The organism is Methylophaga sp. UBA2012 (assembly GCF_002335235.1).
GTDB classification, from domain to species: Bacteria; Pseudomonadota; Gammaproteobacteria; order Nitrosococcales; family Methylophagaceae; genus Methylophaga; species Methylophaga thalassica.
Genome location: NZ_DDCG01000001.1, coordinates 110,372 through 129,221, shown reverse-complemented (window position 1 = coordinate 129,221; position 18,850 = coordinate 110,372). Strand labels below are relative to the sequence as shown.

The window sequence follows — 18,850 nt, the reverse complement described above, 5'->3', positions numbered from 1 at the left end:
ATTCAGATGCATATCCGACAATTTTAATCAGGTTTTATTCCATGATTTTGACTTCTGTGCCCACGCCGACAAACTTCAATATCTCATCAATTTCTTTATTTCTGAGCGCAATACAGCCTTGAGTCCAGTTCGCCATCTGATGAATCTCAAGTTTGTCTTTGGTTTCAACACCAATGCCATGAATACCGATCACACCACCGAGCGCAGTATTTTGTGGTGGAATACCACCAAAAATATGCGCATCAAGAATTCTGCGATATTGCGATTTTTTAATGTGTCCGGCTTTCAAACCATTGATCGCATCCCTGACACTGGGATAGTCAAGTTGTAAAAACAAATGAAATCGGTCACTGTCTTTAATATCAACGATATGATAAATACCCATTGGCGTGCGCCGATCGCCTTCCATCTGTTTTGCTTTTCTGCCACCACTACCTATTGCGGCATGATATGAACGAATGACTTTATCGTTTTTTTCAATCAGTAATTTGTTTTCGGATCGTTTAATCACAATCTTGTATAAATCATCAGCCCAGCTCACTTGTTGATATAAAAACAGACTCAACAATACCGGCAAAACCCACTTGTTCATGAAACCTCTATAAGCTAATGACTGACTGATAACCCCTCTCACACAAAGCCAATCTTAAATCGCGAATAAACGATGAATAAAGTTTCGGTTTTGTCTGATGAGATTTTGTAATGATCGTGGTAAGTTAATTTGATACACCATTTCTAAACTATTGACTTGCTGGCGCAATTTTTTCAGATACGCATTTTCCACATTAAACTTGGTGGCTAAAGCAATGACATTGCCCTTATTCTCAACCGGCAGAATCATAGCACGCTGTTGAAAGCTCTCATTAATTCTTTCCATCGTTGAGTTAAACAAGGCACGTTCACTTCCCCACAGATTAATACTTAACACACCATTGTCTGTCAGAATGCCTGAACAGGCATCAAAAAAAGCCTGAACGCCAACACTGGCTGCCATGCCATTTTGATCATAGGCATCGACCAGAATCAGATCATAGCTAAAATCCGTTTGATAAAAACATTGATTGACATAGAGATAACCATCACCAAGGTTAATATTTAAGTTGGGGTTATCGACCGGAACCTGAAAAAATGACTGTGCCACTTCGACCACATCCTGACGATACTCAACTACATCAACATAGCAATCCGGAAAATGATGCAACAGGAACTTCACCAACGAGCCTCCGCCCAGACCAATTACCAACACCCTTTGTGGATTAGGATTGAGTAATAAACAGCCCATCATGGCCTGAGTGTAACTAAGCTCCAGATAATGCGGTTGATTAAGTCGCATGGAACTCTGTCTGGGAAAAGTACCGAAATGTAATGATCGTGTATTGCCACTATCAACCACTTCAATTAAACCATCATCAGAAACTGCTTGATGGATAAGGTTTCCATCACCGTAAATTCGCATCACGTATCGTCCTTGGCGATAAAATGTTTGTGCAACCAGCCACGGACAATACCAAGCACATTAGTCTCAACGCCATAAAAGTTTGGACTAGTCGTCACAATTCTTCGTTGTTCGTAGTTCATCGCCTGAGCTTTTATCATTTCAGCCCGACGTTGAATAGCATTAGTATTTTGTCGAGCAGGAAAGTCTGAAATCAAATCAAGAATGGCTTTCACTTTAATGGGTTCGACTTGATTCATACTGGCATCAATCCAAATAATGCCCACCTCGCCATTGGCCATAGAAAAGCTGTCATTGACCCACTCAGCCGCCTCACCAAAGCCGATAAGAATGGTGGGGCCAGTCTGCTGCTTCTCAGCCAAATAACTTATTGCACCTGCAATGCGAGCTTCATTTGTCACGACATAAGGAGCTTGTTCTACATCCTCTTTTGTCTCATCGCCTTCCGCTGCCGGAGTCTCAGTGCCGGATTCGGATGGTGCTGCTGCATTTTCTTCAGCAGGCTGTTGCTGCGTCGTGTCTTCAGTAGTCGGCTCCGTCGCTGTTGTTTCTGAAGAATCCGTCTCTGGCTTTTTATCAGCATCTGAAGGCACGAGATAAATATTCGGTTTCAGCTCATAATGCATCGCCACCGTCATCGTAGACCAGCCGGCTTTAGTCAATCCGATTCTAAGTGTATGAATAACACCGTCACTATCAATATCCTGACCGCGCCCAGGCAGAATCAAGACTTTACCAGCGGCTTTACCCAGACTATCCGGCATATATGTCGCCGCTATTGGTTGCTCACTGACCGTTAGTGATACATACCCCTCAACATTCCCCTGCTCGCGCAGCATAATCGGAGAATTTTCTTCGGTGACCGTTTCCTTTTCATCACCTTGGCTGGGCTCTTCTGCATCATCCGCAGCATAGGCCAGTAGCAGATAACTTGCCATCATCAGCAAAGCGATAAATTTCAGCAGTTTTCGCAAGTCCAACTCCATCTCATGATTTCTCGCTCCAGTATAATCTCAGCCTATTGATTTCAAAAGCTGAAAAAAGAAAGCCGATACGGTAAAGTATCAGGTTTACATCACGTTTTTATTATTCGATTTAAGAGAGACAATCATGGCTGAATTCAAAATTGCCCCTTCAATCCTGTCTGCAGACTTTGCTCGTCTGGGTGAAGAAGTAGATAACGTTCTTGCTTCAGGTGCTGATATTGTGCACTTTGACGTAATGGATAACCACTATGTACCGAACCTGACTATTGGTCCATTAGTGTGTGATGCATTACGCAAACATGGTGTCACCCATGAAATCGACGTACATTTGATGGTGAAACCCGTCGACCGCATCATCCCTGACTTTGCTCAAGCTGGCGCCACCTTCATCACATTCCACCCGGAAGCCTCAGAACATATTGATCGTAGTCTGCAATTAGTGAAAAGCGAAGGCTGTAAAACCGGTTTGGTATTCAACCCGGCGACGCCTCTTTCACTGGCTGAACATGTTTTAGACAAAGTTGACCGTATTCTGCTGATGTCAGTTAACCCAGGTTTTGGTGGTCAGAAATTCATTCCACACACACTGGAAAAACTACGCCAAGCACGCAAAATGATCGATGAAAGCGGTTACGATATTGACTTAGAAATCGACGGTGGCGTTAACGTCAACAATATCCGTGAAATTGCTGAAGCAGGTGCGCGTACTTTTGTTGCAGGTTCTGCAGTATTTGGTGCGGCAAAAGACAGTGATCCTAACCGTTATGAAACAGTGATTGCAGCACTGCGTGAGGAATTAGCTAAAGCTAACGTCTAATTAATGAAGTTAGATTTACCTGAGGTTGTCTTTATTGACCTTGATGGCACGCTGGTTGACAGCGTGCCGGATCTAACTCATGCAACCAATCACATGCTCAGCAGTTTAGGATTAGCCAAAGCCAGCGAAACTGATGTCAGAAGTTGGGTAGGTAATGGTATTCCCCGGCTTGTTGAGCGAGCATTAACACGTGACATGGAACAAAAAGCAGATGTCGGGCTATTTGAAAAAGCATTACCGCTGTTTTTAGATTATTATCAACAGTTCCCATGTGAAAAAAGCCAAGTCTACCCTGGTGTATTTAAAGGGCTGAATTGGCTTAAAGATAAGCAGATTAAATTAGCATGTGTCACTAACAAGGACGAAACATTTACTCTGCCATTGCTTGAAAAGCTTGGTCTGAAAGATTATTTTGACCTTGTGGTATGTGGTGACACAACACCACATAAAAAACCACATCCAGCACCATTGCTGTATGGTGTTGATTACTTTCGGATTACCCCCGAAAAGGCATTAATGATCGGTGATTCCGTCAATGATGTAAAAGCAGCCAACGCTGCAGGATTTGCCATTATATGCGTGAGCTACGGTTACAATCATGGTCAGCCAATTTCTGCAGCTGCACCCGATACCGTAATAGATACTTTTGCAGAGCTGGAAAGCTTATTTTTAGAAAGAAGCAATGAAACAGTCAGAATTTGATCAACTTGCCACAGAAGGCTACAACCGCATCCCTCTCTCACGGGAAGTTTTAGCAGACTTAGATACACCATTAAGTGCTTATCTCAAATTGGCTGATGCGCCCTACTCCTACCTGTTTGAATCTGTTCAGGGTGGTGAAAAATGGGGTCGTTATTCGATGATTGGTCTGCCTTGCCGCACCATTGTCCGTGTTCGTGATAAGGACATTGTGGTAGAACAGGATGGGCAAGTTATTGAAACAGCACAAGCAAACGACCCTCTGGCGTGGATAGAACAATTCCAAACGCGTTATCGAGTGGCTGAAACCGATTCACTACCAAAATTTAATGGTGGTCTGGTTGGCTATTTCGGCTACGACACTGTACGTTACGTTGAATCCCGGCTGAATAAAGCCCCTGAGTCTGACCCACTCGAATGCCCAGATATTTTGTTGATGGTATCGGATGAGTTAGTCGTTTTTGATAACCTCAGTGGTCGTCTGTATTTAATTGTTCATGCGGATCCAAACACAGAAAATGCTTACCGTATCGCGCAACAACGTCTGGATGAATTAACTCAGACGCTGCGCCAAACGGCGATGAACTTCCAACAGAATAAAGTTCACAAACAGGTCAACGAAGAAGACTTTCAATCAGGCTTTACCCAGCAAGGGTTTACTGATGCTGTTGAAAAGGCGAAGCAATACATTAATGATGGCGACATCATGCAAGTGGTTTTATCTCAGCGCCTGACCATTCCTTATAGTGCACCACCGATTGATCTATACCGGGCGTTACGGACATTAAACCCTTCCCCATACATGTTCTACATGCATCTTGATGACTTTTATGTAGTCGGTTCATCACCAGAAATTTTAGTGCGCATGGAAGATCAGGAAGTGACTGTCCGTCCGATTGCCGGCACTCGTCCTCGTGGCAAAAATGAAGAAGAAGATATTGCGCTGGAGCAGGATTTGTTATCTGATCCCAAGGAGCTGGCTGAACATCTGATGCTGATTGATTTAGGTCGAAACGACGTTGGCCGGGTCAGCAAAACAGGTACAGTTGAATTGACTGATAAAATGGTGATTGAGCGTTATTCTCACGTTATGCATATCGTCTCAAACGTCACCGGCCAGGTATTGGATGATATGTCAGCCATAGATGCGCTAAGAGCCACCTTCCCTGCAGGGACTGTCAGTGGTGCGCCTAAAGTGCGGGCAATGGAAATTATTGATGAATTAGAACCGGTAAAACGTGGCGTTTATGCCGGTGCGGTTGGTTATTTATCCTGGTCAGGCAATATGGATACCGCGATTGCCATACGTACTGCTGTCATAAAAAACGATCTGCTTCATATCCAAGCTGGTGCTGGTATTGTGTATGACTCAGTACCTGAAATGGAATGGAAAGAAACGATGAATAAAGCTCGTGCGATCTTTCGTGCTGTAGCCATGGCGGAAGCAGGATTGGAAGCCAATCCTCATGCAGAAAGCTAACCTAGGAATAGATACATGCTGTTAATGATTGATAATTATGACTCCTTTACCTATAACCTCGTGCAATATTTTGCTGAGCTGGGTGAAGAAGTGGCTGTTCATCGTAACGATAAAATCACTATTGCTGAAATTGAAGCAATGAATCCAGACAAAATTGTGTTGTCACCAGGACCTTGCACCCCAAATGAAGCGGGGATTTCCATGGAGGTGATCAAACACTTTGCGGGGAAAAAACCCATGCTGGGCGTATGTCTGGGTCATCAGGCAATTGGTCAAGTGTTCGGTGGCGAAGTCATTCATGCCAGCCAGATAATGCATGGAAAAACGTCTAAGGTCTATCACAACAACACCAGCGTGTTTAAAGGGCTTAATAACCCACTGGAAGCAACACGTTATCATTCATTAGTTGTGAGTAAATATAACTTGCCGGATTGTTTCAATATTACCGCCTGGACTCAGACTGATGACGGTGAGCTGGATGAGATCATGGGAATCGAGCATAAAACACTTCCTATTGAGGGGGTGCAGTTTCACCCTGAATCTATCCTGACCGAGCAAGGTCATGAATTATTGAATAATTTCCTGCAAAGATAAGGCCTTTTGATGGATATACAGGCAGCCATTAAACAGCTCATCCAGCGCCATGATTTCAGTCATGATGAAATGTCGGATGTGATGAATCAAATCATGACAGGTAATGCGACACCCGCACAGATTGGTGGCTTTTTGATTGGCCTGCAAATGAAAGGGGAAACCGTCACCGAAATTGCGGCGGCGGCTGAGGTCATGCGAAGCCTGGCAACACCCGTTCATATCAACGGCGAACATGTTGTCGATACCTGTGGCACAGGAGGTGATGGTGCCAGTACATTTAACGTTTCAACAGCGAGTGCTTTTGTTGCTGCTGCAGCGGGCTGTCAGGTTGCCAAACATGGAAATCGTTCCATCAGTAGCAGTTCGGGTAGTGCAGATGTTCTTGAAGCTGCGGGGGTTAACTTAGAGCTTAGTCCGGAACAGGTAAAACACTGTATAGAAACAGTGGGTGTTGGTTTCATGTTTGCTCAAAAACACCATGGCGCCATGAAACATGCGATTGGTCCACGTCGTGAGATGGGCGTCAGAACCATTTTCAACCTGCTAGGTCCACTCACAAACCCTGCCCAAGCTGCTCATCAAGTGTTAGGTGTGTTTGATAAAAAGTGGGTTAAACCGATGGCTGAAGTGCTACAAAAACTCGGCAGCCAACATGTGTTAGTGGTGCATGCTGAAGATGGTCTTGATGAAATCAGTATTGGTGCTGAAACCCATATTGCTGAGCTCAAGAATGGTACGGTGACCACCTACACCATTAAGCCTGAAGATTTTGGTATGAAACAGCATTCTATTGAATCGCTAACCGTCAGCAATGCACAGGATAGTTTGGCTCTGATTAAAGAAGTCTTCGAAGGCAAACCCGGTCCAGCCCGTGATATTGTGGTCTTGAATGCCGGTGCCGCCATTTATGTGGCGGACATCTCCCCTTCCCTTGAAGAAGGTATCCATCTAGCGGCACGAGTTATTGACTCTGGTGCCGCCACGCAAAAATTAAATGCCCTAATTGTTACAAGCCGAACTTAAATTATGTCTGAAAATACACCCGATATTTTGCTAAAAATCCTGCAACGAAAACAGCAGGAAATTGCTGAACGTTCTGCAAAAATTCCATTAGCTATCATGCAACAATTAGCCGAACAGGCTAACCCGGTTCGTGGCTTTGTGGAATCTATCAGCAAAAAAATTCTTAATGACGAGCCTGCGGTCATTGCTGAAGTAAAAAAAGCTTCCCCCAGTAAAGGGCTGCTCAGAGAGAATTTTATTCCTGAAGATATTGCTGTCAGCTATGAAAAAGGTGGTGCTGCCTGTTTATCCGTGTTGACGGATCGTGATTTTTTTCAGGGACATGAAGTTTTTTTACAAGAAGCACGTAACGCCTGCTCACTGCCAGTGATTCGTAAGGACTTCATTATTGATCCATATCAGGTATTTGAAGCCAGAGCGATCAGTGCTGACTGTATTTTATTAATTGTCGCCGCACTGAATGACAATCAATTAGAAACGCTCAGCCAGTTGGCCATCCAGTTAGGTATGGATGTACTGGTAGAAGTGCATGATCTTGAAGAACTGGAACGTGCGTTAGTGTTGAATCTACCTTTAATCGGTATCAACAACCGTGATCTTCGAACATTTGACACATCACTGGATACGACCCTGTCTCTACTGCAACGTATTCCACAAGGCCATATCGTCATCACCGAAAGTGGTATTCATACCCGTGATGACGTGAAATTAATGCGTGACAATAACGTAAATGGTTTCCTGGTGGGTGAAGCCTTTATGCGTGCTGATGATCCAGGTGCTGAATTAGCCAAGCTTTTTTACTAAAGGTTTTTTATGACGATGTTCTTCATCATAGACGATCATCGTCTTACCTTTGGCCCATAACAAGCCATTGTCTTGTAACTCTTTGAGGACACGACCAACCATTTCACGTGAACATCCCACCATGCGGCTGATTTCCTGACGTGTGACTTTAATCTGCATACCATCAGGATGACGCATAGCATCTGGCTGAGCGGCTAACTCGTGCAAAGCAGCCTCAACCCTTCCTGCTACGTCAAGAAATGCCATATCAGTGGCTTTACGAGTTGTCGATAACAGACGTTTTGCCAATTGTTCTGCAATGGTAAACAACAGTGTTGGATAGCATTCTTTCAACTGTGTTTTTGAAAGATTCATGATCTGCTGGTAGGAAATCTCTTCAGTGCGCACATCGGTTCTGGCGCGCACCGTCACCATACGTTCACCAACATCTGAGAACATGCCTATCTCACCAATAAAGTCGCCCTGATTCAGGTAAGCAACGATAAGCTCCTCGCCTTCCTCATTTTCCATGCACACACTCACCGAACCTTCACGAATATAATAGAGCGTATGTGCCGGATCGCCTGGACGAACAATGATATTCTTCGCCGGATAAGTTTTTGTGTGACAGCAGCGGAAAAACTCTGCTAATCCCTGTTCAATGGCCTTGTGTCTGTGATAGTCCATTTATTCATCCAAAAATGAGTCTGCGGGCAATAATACAGCATAAACGGGTATAATCCCTCAGCGATTTGATAAATATGTCAAATTTAAAGTGACTTATCAACTTTAGGAAACATTTTAATGAAAGCACGAGTGAAATGGGTCGAAGATGTTTTGTTTCTCGGCGAATCTGGAACAGGCCATACGGTAGTAATGGACGGACCTGAAGAAGCAGGCGGACATGGTACCGGCATGCGTCCGATGGAATTATTACTGATGGGTATGGCTGGATGTACAGCCTTTGATGTCATCGAAATCTTGAAAAAGTCTCAACAAGATATTCGTGACTGTGTGATTGAGGCGAATGGCGAAAGAAGCGAAGAAGCGCCTAAGGTTTACACCAATATCCATATTCATTACAAAATCACTGGTAAAAACGTAAAAGCCAACTTTGTTGAACGTGCTATCAAAATGTCGACTGAGAAATATTGCTCAGCCACCATTATGTTGGCAAAAACAGCGACGGTGACACATGATTACGAAATCATTGAAGTTGAATAATCAAAAATTAAGAGTCACTCATGTCTGAAAACAAACTTGTACGACCAGGTAAAACCGGTGGCATGCGTCATGTTGCTCTGTTTGTCGAAGACCTTGCCGCCTGTGAATTTTTTTATACTGAATTACTCGGCATGCATGTCGAATGGCGGCCAGATGAGCAGAATGTGTATCTGAGTTCGGGTAATGACAATCTCGCATTACATCAGGCAGCAGAGCCAGCTGCACCATCACACCAGCAAAAGCTGGATCATATCGGCTTTATTATTCCTAGCATGGACGAAGTTGATGCCTGGTTCGATTTTCTCAGTGCAAATAATGTCGAAATTCGTAACCCGCCACGTACGCATAGAGACGGTGCTAGAAGCTTTTATTGTTATGATCCGAGCGGTACTGTCGTGCAAATTATTTACCACCCACCCATCTCATAAAAATGAAAACGTATATATACAAAAGTCTTAAAAAAGAAGAGTTATATCTCTATATCACCAAAAAAGATGATTTTTCAGAGGTACCTCAAGAACTCTATAACTCAATGGGCAGAGAGCCTCAGTTTGTCATGGAGCTCGAATTATCTCCGAAAAAACCGCTTGCTCGTGAAAATGTCGTTACCGTTATCAAAAATCTGGAAACACAGGGCTTCCATGTTCAAATGCCACCACGGCCAGAAAAACTGGGGGATTTTGTTAACCAGAAAAAGCAGCATCTTCACTAATTTCTGGCTAATTGGCTAAGCTCATACAGCATATCTAATGCCTGTTTTGGGCTTAGTTCATCCGGACTGATTGCCCGCAGTTTTTTCTCAAGCTCTGAAGGCTCAGTATGCTGAGTAAATAAATCCTGCTGAGGCTGTTCGGCTAAGGTTTCAACTGAATAATGCGTCTGCTCAAGCTGCTTTAATTTTGCTTTGGCGGCATCAATCACATCGGCTGGCACGCCAGCAAGCTGAGCAACTTGCAATCCATAACTCTGACTGGCAGCGCCCTCCTTCAGTTGATGAAGAAAAACAATTTTATCGCCATGTTCAATCGCATCAAGATGCACATTTCTAGCCTGTTCAAATAACTCGGGTAGCTGTGTCATTTCAAAATAATGGGTTGCGAATAAGGTATAGGCACCAATATCACGAATCAGTTTTTCTGCACATGACCAGGCCAGCGCCAATCCATCAAAAGTACTTGTCCCGCGCCCGATTTCATCCATCAATACCAAACTATGCTTTGTGGCATTGTTCAGGATATTCGCCGCTTCATTCATCTCAACCATAAACGTTGAACGCCCGGAAGCCAGATCATCAGATGCACCGATGCGGGTAAATACCTGGTCCACAGGTCCGATAATCGCCTTAGTTGCTGGGACGTAACTTCCCATATGCGCCATTAAGACAATCAATGCTGTCTGTCGCATATAGGTCGATTTCCCGCCCATATTCGGCCCGGTAATAATTAATGTGGACTGCTCAGCCGTTAATTTCAGATCATTGGCGCAAAAAGGACGATCGTGACAGACTTCAACCACCGGATGTCGGCCTGCCTCGATATAAAGGCCGCTTTCATTCACAAATTGTGGCGCAACATAATCTAGCGTTTCAGCCCGCTCAGCCAAATTAGCTAAAACATCCAGCTCTGCCAAAGACATGGAACATTGTGATAAAGCGGATAACTCAGGCTCAACCTTATCAAATAACTCCTCATACAGTGCTTTTTCTAATGCCAGTGCTTTTTCGTTAGCACTCAGTACTTGCTCTTCAAATTGCTTTAGCTCTGGCGTGATATAACGCTCAGCATTTTTTAATGTCTGGCGACGGACATATTCATTGGGTAATTCAATATCATGAGCTCTGCTCAACTCGATAAAATAACCATGCACTTTGTTATAACCGACTTTAAGCGTATTTACGCCCGTTCGCAGACGTTCTTGTCGCTCAAGTTCATCTAAAAAACCACTGGCGTTTTTATGTAAATCACGCAGGCGATCCAATTCAGCGTGGTAACCGGCTTTTATAACGCCACCATCACGAATTAAAACGGGTGGTTCATCAATCATTGCCTGCTGCAATAACGCAAGTAATTCACTAAACGTGCCGAGTTGACGATCCAGTTGCCTGAGATGGGTACTTTGCTTGGATTTTAATAAGCGATGTATATCAGGCAAGGTTTCTAAAAGACGCCTGATATGCATAAAGTCTCTTGGTCTGGCCGTGCGAAGAGCCATACGTGACAAAATACGCTCAATATCGCCCAATGACTTCATTAGAGCGTGACAGTCACTGAAACTGTGATGATCCAAAAATTCCTGAATCACTTGCTGTCTATCAACTAATACCTTCTGATCACGAATAGGACGCATCAACCAGCGTCTCAATAAACGTGCGCCCATTGGGGTTGCTGTTTTATCCACTACCGAGATAAGACTATTCTCAAGTCCACCCGACAGATTACGCTCAAGCTCAAGGTTTTTACGTGATTGAGGATCGAGTCGGATACTGTCTTTTGAATACTCGACCGTTAGCTGACGCAAATGAGGCAAAGCTGTTCGATGTGTTTCCTGCGCATAGTTCACCAGACAGCCAGCAGCACGGATTGCGATATCCAGTCCATCACAACCGAATCCTTTTAGATCAGTTGTATTGAACTGTTTACATAATCTTGTTTTAGCTGCCTTCAACTCAAAATGCCAGTCAGGTAGCTTACGGAGTTGTTTTTCAAACGCATCAAAATCGGCGGTTAATGTTTCACTCAATAAGATTTCTGCCGGTTGTAATCTGGCCAGTTCAGCTTTTAGCAAATCAGCATTATCTAATTCACTGATGATAAATCGACCACTGCTGATTTCTGCATAGGCCAGTCCATAACGGCCTTTTTCTTCACAGACAGCTAACAGTAAATTCTCATTACGACTATCTAATAGTGCTTCTTCTGTCAGTGTTCCTGGGGTGAGAACCCGAACCACCTGACGTTCAACCGGCCCCTTACTTGTCGCCGGATCCCCTATTTGTTCACAAATAGCAACCGATTCACCTAATTTGATAAGCCGTGATAAATAGTTATCCGCAGCATGATATGGCACTCCAGCCATAGGAATCGGCGCACCATTACTGCTACCACGCGCGGTTAGTGTGATATCAAGCAATTCAGCGGCTTTATGAGCATCATCAAAAAATAACTCGTAAAAGTCGCCCATGCGATAGAACAGCAAAAAGTCCGGATGTTCTGCTTTGATGCGCAGATACTGCTGCATCATTGGAGTATGATTTTGTCTTTGAGTCATTTTAATAGTTTACATCATGCAAAATATTTCTGACGCATCACTGCAAGCAAAAATCATTCAAGTCGCTGAAACCTTAAATAAAAACCATTTCATGCTAACAACAGCGGAATCCTGCACCGGTGGCTGGGTAGCGAAATGTTGTACTGATCTCGCTGGCAGTTCAAGCTGGTTTGAACGTGGTTTTGTCACCTACAGCAATCAGGCAAAACAAGATCAACTAGGCGTTCAATTAACCTCACTGCAACAATTTGGCGCGGTGAGTCAGACCGTTGCCGAAGAAATGGCACTGGGTGCACTTAACAATTCATGTGCTGATATCAGTGTGGCATTAACAGGTATCGCAGGTCCCGATGGCGGTACAGAAACCAAACCTGTTGGTACTGTCTGGATAGGCTGGGCCCGAAAGTCTGACAAGGTTGTCAGCCAGCTTTTTCAGTTTGAAGGTGATAGAGAAAGCATCAGACGACAAGCTGTATTGAACGCCTTATCCGGAATCATTAAAAACGCTAGAGACTGAGTGCTTTCTATGGGATAATCGAAGGATTTATTAAAAACAGCTTCAGAGGTAGTGCAATGGATGACGATAAGAAAAAAGCGCTAGGCGCCGCGCTTGGTCAAATTGAGAAGCAATTTGGTAAAGGCTCAGTAATGCGCCTTGGTGATAATGCCGCAGCTCGTGACGTATCAGCCGTATCTTCTGGTTCTATCGGATTAGACATTGCATTAGGAATAGGCGGATTGCCTCGTGGCAGGATTGTTGAAATTTACGGTCCTGAATCTTCAGGTAAAACCACTTTAACACTGCATGCTATCGCTGAAATGCAAAAGCTAGGTGGAACAGCTGCTTTTGTCGACGCTGAACATGCTCTGGATCCTGTTTATGCTGAGAAGCTAGGTGTCAATATTGATGACTTACTGGTATCTCAACCCGATACCGGCGAACAAGCGTTGGAAATCACCGATATGCTAGTCCGTTCAGGCGCTGTAGATATCGTTGTTGTTGACTCCGTTGCCGCACTGACGCCGAAAGCCGAAATTGAAGGCGATATGGGTGACAGCCACATGGGTCTTCAGGCTCGCTTAATGTCACAAGCCTTACGTAAGTTGACCGCCAACATTAAACGTTCAAATACATTGGTTATCTTTATTAACCAAATCCGCATGAAAATTGGCGTGATGTTCGGTAACCCTGAAACTACCACAGGTGGTAATGCACTTAAATTCTATGCCTCTGTGCGTTTAGATATCAGACGCATTGGCGCAATCAAAAAAGGTGACGAAATTCTGGGTAATGAAACCCGTGTCAAAGTCGTCAAAAATAAAGTGGCCCCACCATTTAAACAAGTTGAATTCGACATCATGTATGGTGAAGGGATCTCACGTGAAGGTGAATTGATCGACTTGGGTGTTCAACAAAATATTGTTGAAAAATCAGGTGCTTGGTATAGCTACAACGGCACACGTATTGGTCAGGGTAAAGACAATGTTCGTGGTTACTTAAAAGAAAACCCTGAAATGTCTGCTGAAATTGAAAGTAAAATACGTGAAACCATGCTGCCTAAAAAAACAGCCAAAAAAGATGACAGTGCTGTTGAGGACGATATCGAGGCGTGAAGCAATCAGCCAGTGCACGAGCCATAAGCTATTTAGCCAACCGCGAACATAGTGCTCATGAATTGGCACACAAGCTAGACAAAGCAGGTTTTGACGTAGAACAAATTGACGACGTTATTCAGCAGTTAAGAGAAGCTGGCCTGCAAAGTGATGTTCGGTTTGCTGAGAGTTTTATCCGATCCCGAGCCAATCGGGGTTATGGAGCTGTCCGCATCAGTATGGAATTGAAAGAACGTGGTGTTGCTGCCGACATCATCACTGAATGTATGAACCAGGCAGAAATAGATTGGTTTACGCTTGCCGCTGAAGTGCGTTGCAAGCGTTTTGGCGAGGAAATGCCCGATGATTATAAAAGCAAAGCAAAACAACAACGCTTTTTACAATATCGCGGTTTTACTCATGAACAAATAACGGAAAGTTTTAATTTAACCGACGATGAAAAGTAGCGCAGATATTCGCAAGTTGTTTCTCGACTTTTTCGCAAGTAAAGGTCATGAAGTCGTAGCAAGCAGTCCCCTTGTTCCTGCTAATGACCCCACCCTTCTATTCACCAATGCTGGTATGGTGCAATTTAAGGAGACATTCTTAGGCCAAGAAACCCGTAAGTACACTCGCGCCGTGACGACACAACGTTGCGTACGTGCAGGTGGTAAACACAATGACTTAGAAAATGTCGGTTATACCGCTCGCCACCATACATTCTTTGAAATGCTGGGTAACTTCAGTTTTGGTGATTACTTCAAACGTGAAGCCATTCAATACGCCTGGGAATTTTTGACAGAAACATTAGCTCTTCCTGCTGAAAAACTATGGATCACGGTTTTTGAAGAAGATGATGAAGCGGCTGATATCTGGTTAAATGAAATTGGTGTGTCTGCTGAACGCTTTTCTCGTATCGGCGCAAAAGATAATTTCTGGTCAATGGGCGATACCGGACCATGCGGCCCCTGCTCTGAAATTTTCTATGATCATGGTGAAGATGTCGCTGGTGGTCCACCAGGTACACCTGAAGAAGATGGCGACCGTTATATCGAAATCTGGAATCTGGTCTTCATGCAATTCAACCGCTCGGCAGATGGTACCTTAACACCATTGCCTAAGCCTTCTGTTGACACAGGTATGGGGCTGGAACGTCTGGCTGCAGTATTACAACACGTACATAACAACTACGAAATCGACCTGTTCCAACATCTGATCCAAGCGATTCAGAAACTCTCTGGTACCGAAGATCACACCAACTTCTCATTACGTGTCATTGCGGATCATATTCGCTCATGTTCATTCATGATTACTGATGGTGTCTACCCTTCTAATGAAGGTCGTGGTTATGTTTTACGTCGTATCATTCGCCGCGCCATTCGCCATGGTCATAAATTGGGTTTAAAAGACAACTTCTTTTATAAGCTTGTACAACCACTAGTCGATGAGATGGGTGAAGCTTTCCCTGAACTTGCTCAATCTCAGGAACTGGTTGAAAAAGCCCTGCAACAAGAAGAAACACGTTTTGCCGATACGCTGGATAATGGCTTAAAAATTCTGGATCAAGCCATTGAAGACATGGGCGATAAAGAGATCCCTGGTGAAACCGTTTTCTTACTTTACGACACTTATGGCTTCCCTATCGATCTGACCGCTGATATTGCACGTGAGCGCGGTCTGACTATTGATATCGCCGGATTTGAGCGTGCGATGGAAGCACAACGTAATCGTGCCCGCAGCGCGAGTCAGTTCTCTGGTGGTTTATCTGACCAGATTACCATTGACAGTAGCACAGAATTTTGTGGCTATGACCTCACTCAGCATGACAGTACTATCTTAGCCATCATCGTCAATGGTGAGCATGTTGATAGCATTTCTGAAGGTCAGGAAGGTTTAATCGTATTAGATAAAACACCGTTCTACGCCGAGTCAGGTGGTCAGGTAGGTGATCACGGTGAAATTAATGCGGATAATGCCAGCTTCACTGTTTCCGATACACGTAAACAATCTCAAGCGTTTACCCATATTGGTCGTTGCGAGCATGGCCGTTTTCAAGTTGGTCAACGTGTCACAGCACAGATCGATGAAAATAATCGTCTGGCAACGGCATTGAACCATTCTGCTACGCATCTATTACACGCAGCATTACGTAAAGTTCTGGGTGAGCATGTTATGCAAAAAGGTTCACTGGTGAATCCTCAACGTTTACGTTTTGACTTTTCACATTTTGAGCCAGTCACTCCAGCCCAACTTCGTGAAATCGAACGTTTAGTTAATCAACAAATTCGTCTCAACCACCCTGTTGAAACACGTTTAATGGCCATTGAAGAAGCCAAGAAAAGCGGCGCAATGGCATTGTTCGGTGAGAAATATGATGATGAAGTTCGTGTGTTAAGCATGAGTGATTTCTCTATCGAGTTATGCGGTGGCACGCATGTTAAACAAACCGGTGATATCGGTATGTTAAAAATCACCTCTGAAGCTGGTATTGCATCAGGTGTCCGTCGTATCGAAGCGGTCACCGGTGAAAAAGCGATTGATTACATCGAACAAATGGAAACCACGCTGGCTGACGTATCAGACTTACTGAAAGCCAAACCCGCCAATGTGCAAGATAAAGCATCTCAGCTGGTTCAGCGTCAACGCGAGTTAGAAAAAGAACTGGAAGCATTGAAAGCGAAATTAGCCAGCAGCGCAGGTAATGATCTGGCTGACTCTGCAACAGAAATCAATGGCATTAAAGTACTCGCTTCAACCCTTGAGGGAGCGGATGGAAAATCGCTCAGAGATGCTGTTGATCAGTTAAAAAATAAGCTGGGCACAGCGGTAATTGCTCTAACAGCTGTCAATGATGAAAAAATTACAATTATTGCTGGCGTAACCAAGGATATTACCGATAAAATCCGCGCCGGAGATCTGGTTGGCCATATAGCTAGTCAGGTTGGAGGTAAAGGTGGCGGCCGTCCTGATATGGCTCAAGGCGGCGGTAATGAACCCCAGAATTTGGCAGCAGCGTTAGCATCTGTTCCAGACTGGGTCACTTCGAAGCTGGAAAACTAAGCATGTCTTTAATCGTTCAAAAATATGGTGGAACATCCGTCGGCTCTGCTGATCGCATTCGCGAAGTAGCGAAAAAGATCATTGATTATCGTAATCAAGGCCATGATTTAGTGATCGTTGTATCAGCAATGAGTGGCGAGACTAATCGCCTAATCGATTTGGCTAAACAATTAACCGACAACCCGCGTGGTCGTGAGTTAGATGTTTTACTGTCAACGGGTGAACAAGTCACGATTGCCCTGCTCAGTATGACGCTTGCTCAAATGGGTATGTCTGCCGTTTCCTACACTGGAAGTCAGGTCCGTATATTGACGGACAATGCACATAACAAAGCCAGGATTATGGAGATTGATGACAACAAAATTCGTCATGATCTTAGCCAAGGCAAAGTTGTAGTCGTAGCTGGTTTTCAAGGCTGTGATGAGAATGGCAACATTACCACACTAGGTCGTGGTGGCAGTGATACAACGGCAGTCGCTCTGGCTGCGGCACTAAAAGCCGATGAATGCCAAATCTATACCGATGTCGACGGCGTTTATACAACCGATCCCCGTGTTGTACCTGAAGCACGTCGCTTAGATTCTATTACCTTCGAAGAAATGCTGGAAATGGCCAGCTTAGGTGCAAAAGTATTGCAAATTCGCTCTGTTGAGTTTGCGAGTAAATATAACGTCCCATTACGTGTCCTCTCCTCGTTTACAGAAGGTGGTGGCACATTAATAGCGGCTGAGGACCCATCAATGGAACAAGCTTTAATTTCAGGTATTGCGTTTAATCGTGATGAAGCCAAACTGACTATTCTCGGTGTACCTGATCACCCAGGCATTGCTTCACAAATTCTCGGACCTATAGCGGCAGAGAATATCGAAGTTGACATGATCATCCAAAACACTGGTCATGACTCAACCACAGACTTTACATTTACCGTCCATCGCAACGACTATCAAGCAGCCTTGGCGATTCTCAAGAAAACAGCAGAAGAGCTCGGTGCAAGAGAAGTTAACGGCGACGAAAAAATTGCAAAAATCTCGGTCGTGGGTGTCGGTATGCGTTCTCACGCAGGAATTGCAAGCACGATGTTTGGCTCTCTGGCAAAAGAGAACATCAACATCAGTATGATTTCTACTTCTGAAATTAAAATTTCAGTGGTTATTGATGAAAAATACCTGGAGCTTGGTGTCAGAACCCTGCACAAAGCATTTAATCTGGAGCAATCCCCCTCTTAAAATCTAAATGCTTGAGCCATTTCATTTTTTTGTCATCATTTTATCGCGATCAACTTATGTTCCTGATAAAATATTCGTTGGACGAGGGATAAATATCGTTTTTTTATAGTCCATGAATAAAGGGGCAAAAAGACCCCCAAGCTGAATAGGACAAAAGGCACGAGGCCTACTCAATTGAAAGGAGTCATGATAATTCTCCTAGTAACCTCGGCCAATTTTTGAGAGTAAAGGGGAAAAAAATGTTAATACTCACACGTCGTGTAGGCGAATCACTAATCATCGGTGACGATGTTGTTGTAAACGTACTTGGTGTTAAAGGTAATCAGGTAAGAATTGGTGTCGACGCTCCTAAAGATGTCACAGTGCACCGTGAAGAAATTTATGATCGCATTCAGGCTGAAAAAGATCAGCCAAATGTGGGTTAAATTTACAATTATCACTAGCCAAATCGTTATCTTCTGATATACTAGGCGGCTTTGATGGAGAGCTGGCCGAGAGGCTGAAGGCGCGCCCCTGCTAAGGGCGTATAGGTTTACCCCTATCGAGGGTTCGAATCCCTCGCTCTCCGCCATAAATTTTATTGATGGCATCCTTGGATGCTTGTATAATAAGCGGCTTTAGCGCCCGTAGCTCAGCTGGATA

Annotated in this window: 20 protein-coding genes and 1 tRNA gene; 16 read left to right on the top strand and 5 right to left on the bottom strand. The window is 44.1% G+C overall.

What is annotated here, in order from left to right; all coding sequences use genetic code 11:
- Window positions 1-34: 34 nt before the first annotated feature.
- From B2248_RS00605 to B2248_RS00595, 3 genes are read right to left on the bottom strand one after another with little or no spacing between them, the layout of a single operon-like run.
- The gene (locus tag B2248_RS00605) at window positions 35-592 is read right to left on the bottom strand and encodes a L,D-transpeptidase family protein (RefSeq protein WP_273181700.1); all 558 of its coding nucleotides are present in this window, start codon (window positions 590-592) and stop codon (window positions 35-37) included.
- A 54-nt stretch (window positions 593-646) separates the two neighbouring features.
- Complete coding sequence (locus B2248_RS00600; RefSeq protein WP_007145391.1) at window positions 647-1,456, bottom strand: hydrolase or acyltransferase SpeE; 810 nt, start codon at window positions 1,454-1,456, stop codon at window positions 647-649.
- Entirely contained in the window at window positions 1,456-2,430 is a 975-nt protein-coding gene (locus B2248_RS00595) for a DUF3530 family protein (protein WP_273181704.1), read from the bottom strand. The genes B2248_RS00600 and B2248_RS00595 overlap by 1 nt, the downstream gene beginning before the upstream one ends.
- Window positions 2,431-2,566: 136 nt before the next feature.
- Between B2248_RS00595 and rpe the strand changes: the two genes are divergently transcribed.
- The 6 genes from rpe to trpC are packed head-to-tail and all read left to right on the top strand — an operon-like array spanning window position 2,567 to window position 7,859.
- Entirely contained in the window at window positions 2,567-3,259 is a 693-nt protein-coding gene (rpe, locus tag B2248_RS00590; RefSeq protein WP_007145393.1) for a ribulose-phosphate 3-epimerase, read from the top strand.
- Window positions 3,260-3,262: 3 nt separating this feature from the next.
- Window positions 3,263-3,961 carry a phosphoglycolate phosphatase gene (locus B2248_RS00585; protein WP_273181707.1) on the top strand — a complete coding sequence of 233 codons (699 nt, stop codon included), beginning with the start codon at window positions 3,263-3,265 and terminating at the stop codon, window positions 3,959-3,961.
- Window positions 3,942-5,438, top strand: coding sequence for an anthranilate synthase component I (trpE, locus tag B2248_RS00580; RefSeq protein ID WP_007145395.1), 1,497 nt, complete (start codon window positions 3,942-3,944; stop codon window positions 5,436-5,438). The genes B2248_RS00585 and trpE overlap by 20 nt, the downstream gene beginning before the upstream one ends.
- 15 nt (window positions 5,439-5,453) lie before the next feature.
- Window positions 5,454-6,032 carry an anthranilate synthase component II gene (locus B2248_RS00575; RefSeq protein ID WP_007145396.1) on the top strand — a complete coding sequence of 193 codons (579 nt, stop codon included), beginning with the start codon at window positions 5,454-5,456 and terminating at the stop codon, window positions 6,030-6,032.
- 9 nt (window positions 6,033-6,041) lie between these two features.
- Window positions 6,042-7,055 carry an anthranilate phosphoribosyltransferase gene (trpD, locus tag B2248_RS00570; protein WP_273181710.1) on the top strand — a complete coding sequence of 338 codons (1,014 nt, stop codon included), beginning with the start codon at window positions 6,042-6,044 and terminating at the stop codon, window positions 7,053-7,055.
- A 3-nt stretch (window positions 7,056-7,058) separates the two neighbouring features.
- The gene (gene trpC, locus B2248_RS00565; RefSeq protein ID WP_273181713.1) at window positions 7,059-7,859 is read left to right on the top strand and encodes an indole-3-glycerol phosphate synthase TrpC; all 801 of its coding nucleotides are present in this window, start codon (window positions 7,059-7,061) and stop codon (window positions 7,857-7,859) included.
- Here trpC and crp read toward each other — a convergent pair.
- Complete coding sequence (crp, locus tag B2248_RS00560) at window positions 7,839-8,525, bottom strand: cAMP-activated global transcriptional regulator CRP (RefSeq protein ID WP_273181716.1); 687 nt, start codon at window positions 8,523-8,525, stop codon at window positions 7,839-7,841. The genes trpC and crp overlap by 21 nt on opposite strands.
- 117 nt (window positions 8,526-8,642) lie before the next feature.
- Here crp and B2248_RS00555 point away from each other — a divergent pair, with 117 nt between their 5' ends.
- From B2248_RS00555 to B2248_RS00545, 3 genes are read left to right on the top strand one after another with little or no spacing between them, the layout of a single operon-like run.
- A complete protein-coding gene (locus B2248_RS00555; RefSeq protein ID WP_273181719.1) occupies window positions 8,643-9,062 on the top strand; it encodes an OsmC family protein in 420 nt (139 codons plus the stop codon).
- Window positions 9,063-9,082: 20 nt separating this feature from the next.
- Window positions 9,083-9,490 carry a VOC family protein gene (locus tag B2248_RS00550; RefSeq protein WP_273181721.1) on the top strand — a complete coding sequence of 136 codons (408 nt, stop codon included), beginning with the start codon at window positions 9,083-9,085 and terminating at the stop codon, window positions 9,488-9,490.
- Between the two features lie 2 nt (window positions 9,491-9,492).
- Window positions 9,493-9,774 (top strand): YcgL domain-containing protein, encoded by a 282-nt coding sequence (locus B2248_RS00545; RefSeq protein WP_273181722.1) that lies wholly within the window; start codon window positions 9,493-9,495, stop codon window positions 9,772-9,774.
- On the opposite strand, the gene mutS is transcribed toward B2248_RS00545, so the two are convergent.
- Complete coding sequence (mutS, locus tag B2248_RS00540; RefSeq protein ID WP_273181724.1) at window positions 9,771-12,329, bottom strand: DNA mismatch repair protein MutS; 2,559 nt, start codon at window positions 12,327-12,329, stop codon at window positions 9,771-9,773. The two genes, B2248_RS00545 and mutS, sit on opposite strands and share 4 nt — an antisense overlap.
- A 16-nt stretch (window positions 12,330-12,345) precedes the next feature.
- Between mutS and pncC the strand changes: the two genes are divergently transcribed.
- The 7 genes from pncC to B2248_RS00505 all read left to right on the top strand — a co-directional run bounded on the left by pncC (window position 12,346) and on the right by B2248_RS00505 (window position 18,779).
- Window positions 12,346-12,846, top strand: a complete 501-nt coding sequence (pncC, locus tag B2248_RS00535; RefSeq protein WP_007145404.1) for a nicotinamide-nucleotide amidase — start codon at window positions 12,346-12,348, stop codon at window positions 12,844-12,846.
- A gap of 56 nt (window positions 12,847-12,902) precedes the next feature.
- On the top strand, window positions 12,903-13,943 hold the full coding sequence (recA, locus tag B2248_RS00530) for a recombinase RecA (RefSeq protein ID WP_273181727.1): 1,041 nt from the start codon (window positions 12,903-12,905) through the stop codon (window positions 13,941-13,943).
- Entirely contained in the window at window positions 13,940-14,389 is a 450-nt protein-coding gene (locus tag B2248_RS00525) for a regulatory protein RecX (RefSeq protein ID WP_273181729.1), read from the top strand. The genes recA and B2248_RS00525 overlap by 4 nt, the downstream gene beginning before the upstream one ends.
- Window positions 14,379-16,982, top strand: a complete 2,604-nt coding sequence (gene alaS, locus B2248_RS00520) for an alanine--tRNA ligase (RefSeq protein WP_273181731.1) — start codon at window positions 14,379-14,381, stop codon at window positions 16,980-16,982. Before B2248_RS00525 ends, alaS begins: the two co-directional genes overlap by 11 nt.
- Before the next feature lie 2 nt (window positions 16,983-16,984).
- Window positions 16,985-18,208: an aspartate kinase gene (locus B2248_RS00515; protein ID WP_273181735.1), complete on the top strand. Its 1,224-nt coding sequence runs from the start codon at window positions 16,985-16,987 to the stop codon at window positions 18,206-18,208.
- A gap of 239 nt (window positions 18,209-18,447) precedes the next feature.
- The gene (gene csrA, locus B2248_RS00510; protein ID WP_007145409.1) at window positions 18,448-18,633 is read left to right on the top strand and encodes a carbon storage regulator CsrA; all 186 of its coding nucleotides are present in this window, start codon (window positions 18,448-18,450) and stop codon (window positions 18,631-18,633) included.
- A gap of 56 nt (window positions 18,634-18,689) precedes the next feature.
- Window positions 18,690-18,779 (top strand) — tRNA-Ser (locus B2248_RS00505).
- The last annotated feature ends 71 nt before the right edge of the window (window positions 18,780-18,850 follow it).

What these genes read in the sequence shown, in the direction of transcription:
- B2248_RS00605 (WP_273181700.1), bottom strand. Translation starts at nt 592, where the DNA reads ATGAACAAGTGGGTTTTGCCGGTATTGTTGAGTCTGTTTTTATATCAA.
- B2248_RS00600 (WP_007145391.1), bottom strand. Translation starts at nt 1,456, where the DNA reads ATGCGAATTTACGGTGATGGAAACCTTATCCATCAAGCAGTTTCTGAT.
- rpe (WP_007145393.1), top strand. Translation starts at nt 2,567, where the DNA reads ATGGCTGAATTCAAAATTGCCCCTTCAATCCTGTCTGCAGACTTTGCT.
- B2248_RS00585 (WP_273181707.1), top strand. Translation starts at nt 3,263, where the DNA reads ATGAAGTTAGATTTACCTGAGGTTGTCTTTATTGACCTTGATGGCACG.
- trpE (WP_007145395.1), top strand. Translation starts at nt 3,942, where the DNA reads ATGAAACAGTCAGAATTTGATCAACTTGCCACAGAAGGCTACAACCGC.
- B2248_RS00575 (WP_007145396.1), top strand. Translation starts at nt 5,454, where the DNA reads ATGCTGTTAATGATTGATAATTATGACTCCTTTACCTATAACCTCGTG.
- trpD (WP_273181710.1), top strand. Translation starts at nt 6,042, where the DNA reads ATGGATATACAGGCAGCCATTAAACAGCTCATCCAGCGCCATGATTTC.
- trpC (WP_273181713.1), top strand. Translation starts at nt 7,059, where the DNA reads ATGTCTGAAAATACACCCGATATTTTGCTAAAAATCCTGCAACGAAAA.
- crp (WP_273181716.1), bottom strand. Translation starts at nt 8,525, where the DNA reads ATGGACTATCACAGACACAAGGCCATTGAACAGGGATTAGCAGAGTTT.
- B2248_RS00555 (WP_273181719.1), top strand. Translation starts at nt 8,643, where the DNA reads ATGAAAGCACGAGTGAAATGGGTCGAAGATGTTTTGTTTCTCGGCGAA.
- B2248_RS00550 (WP_273181721.1), top strand. Translation starts at nt 9,083, where the DNA reads ATGTCTGAAAACAAACTTGTACGACCAGGTAAAACCGGTGGCATGCGT.
- B2248_RS00545 (WP_273181722.1), top strand. Translation starts at nt 9,493, where the DNA reads ATGAAAACGTATATATACAAAAGTCTTAAAAAAGAAGAGTTATATCTC.
- mutS (WP_273181724.1), bottom strand. Translation starts at nt 12,329, where the DNA reads ATGACTCAAAGACAAAATCATACTCCAATGATGCAGCAGTATCTGCGC.
- pncC (WP_007145404.1), top strand. Translation starts at nt 12,346, where the DNA reads ATGCAAAATATTTCTGACGCATCACTGCAAGCAAAAATCATTCAAGTC.
- recA (WP_273181727.1), top strand. Translation starts at nt 12,903, where the DNA reads ATGGATGACGATAAGAAAAAAGCGCTAGGCGCCGCGCTTGGTCAAATT.
- alaS (WP_273181731.1), top strand. Translation starts at nt 14,379, where the DNA reads ATGAAAAGTAGCGCAGATATTCGCAAGTTGTTTCTCGACTTTTTCGCA.
- B2248_RS00515 (WP_273181735.1), top strand. Translation starts at nt 16,985, where the DNA reads ATGTCTTTAATCGTTCAAAAATATGGTGGAACATCCGTCGGCTCTGCT.
- csrA (WP_007145409.1), top strand. Translation starts at nt 18,448, where the DNA reads ATGTTAATACTCACACGTCGTGTAGGCGAATCACTAATCATCGGTGAC.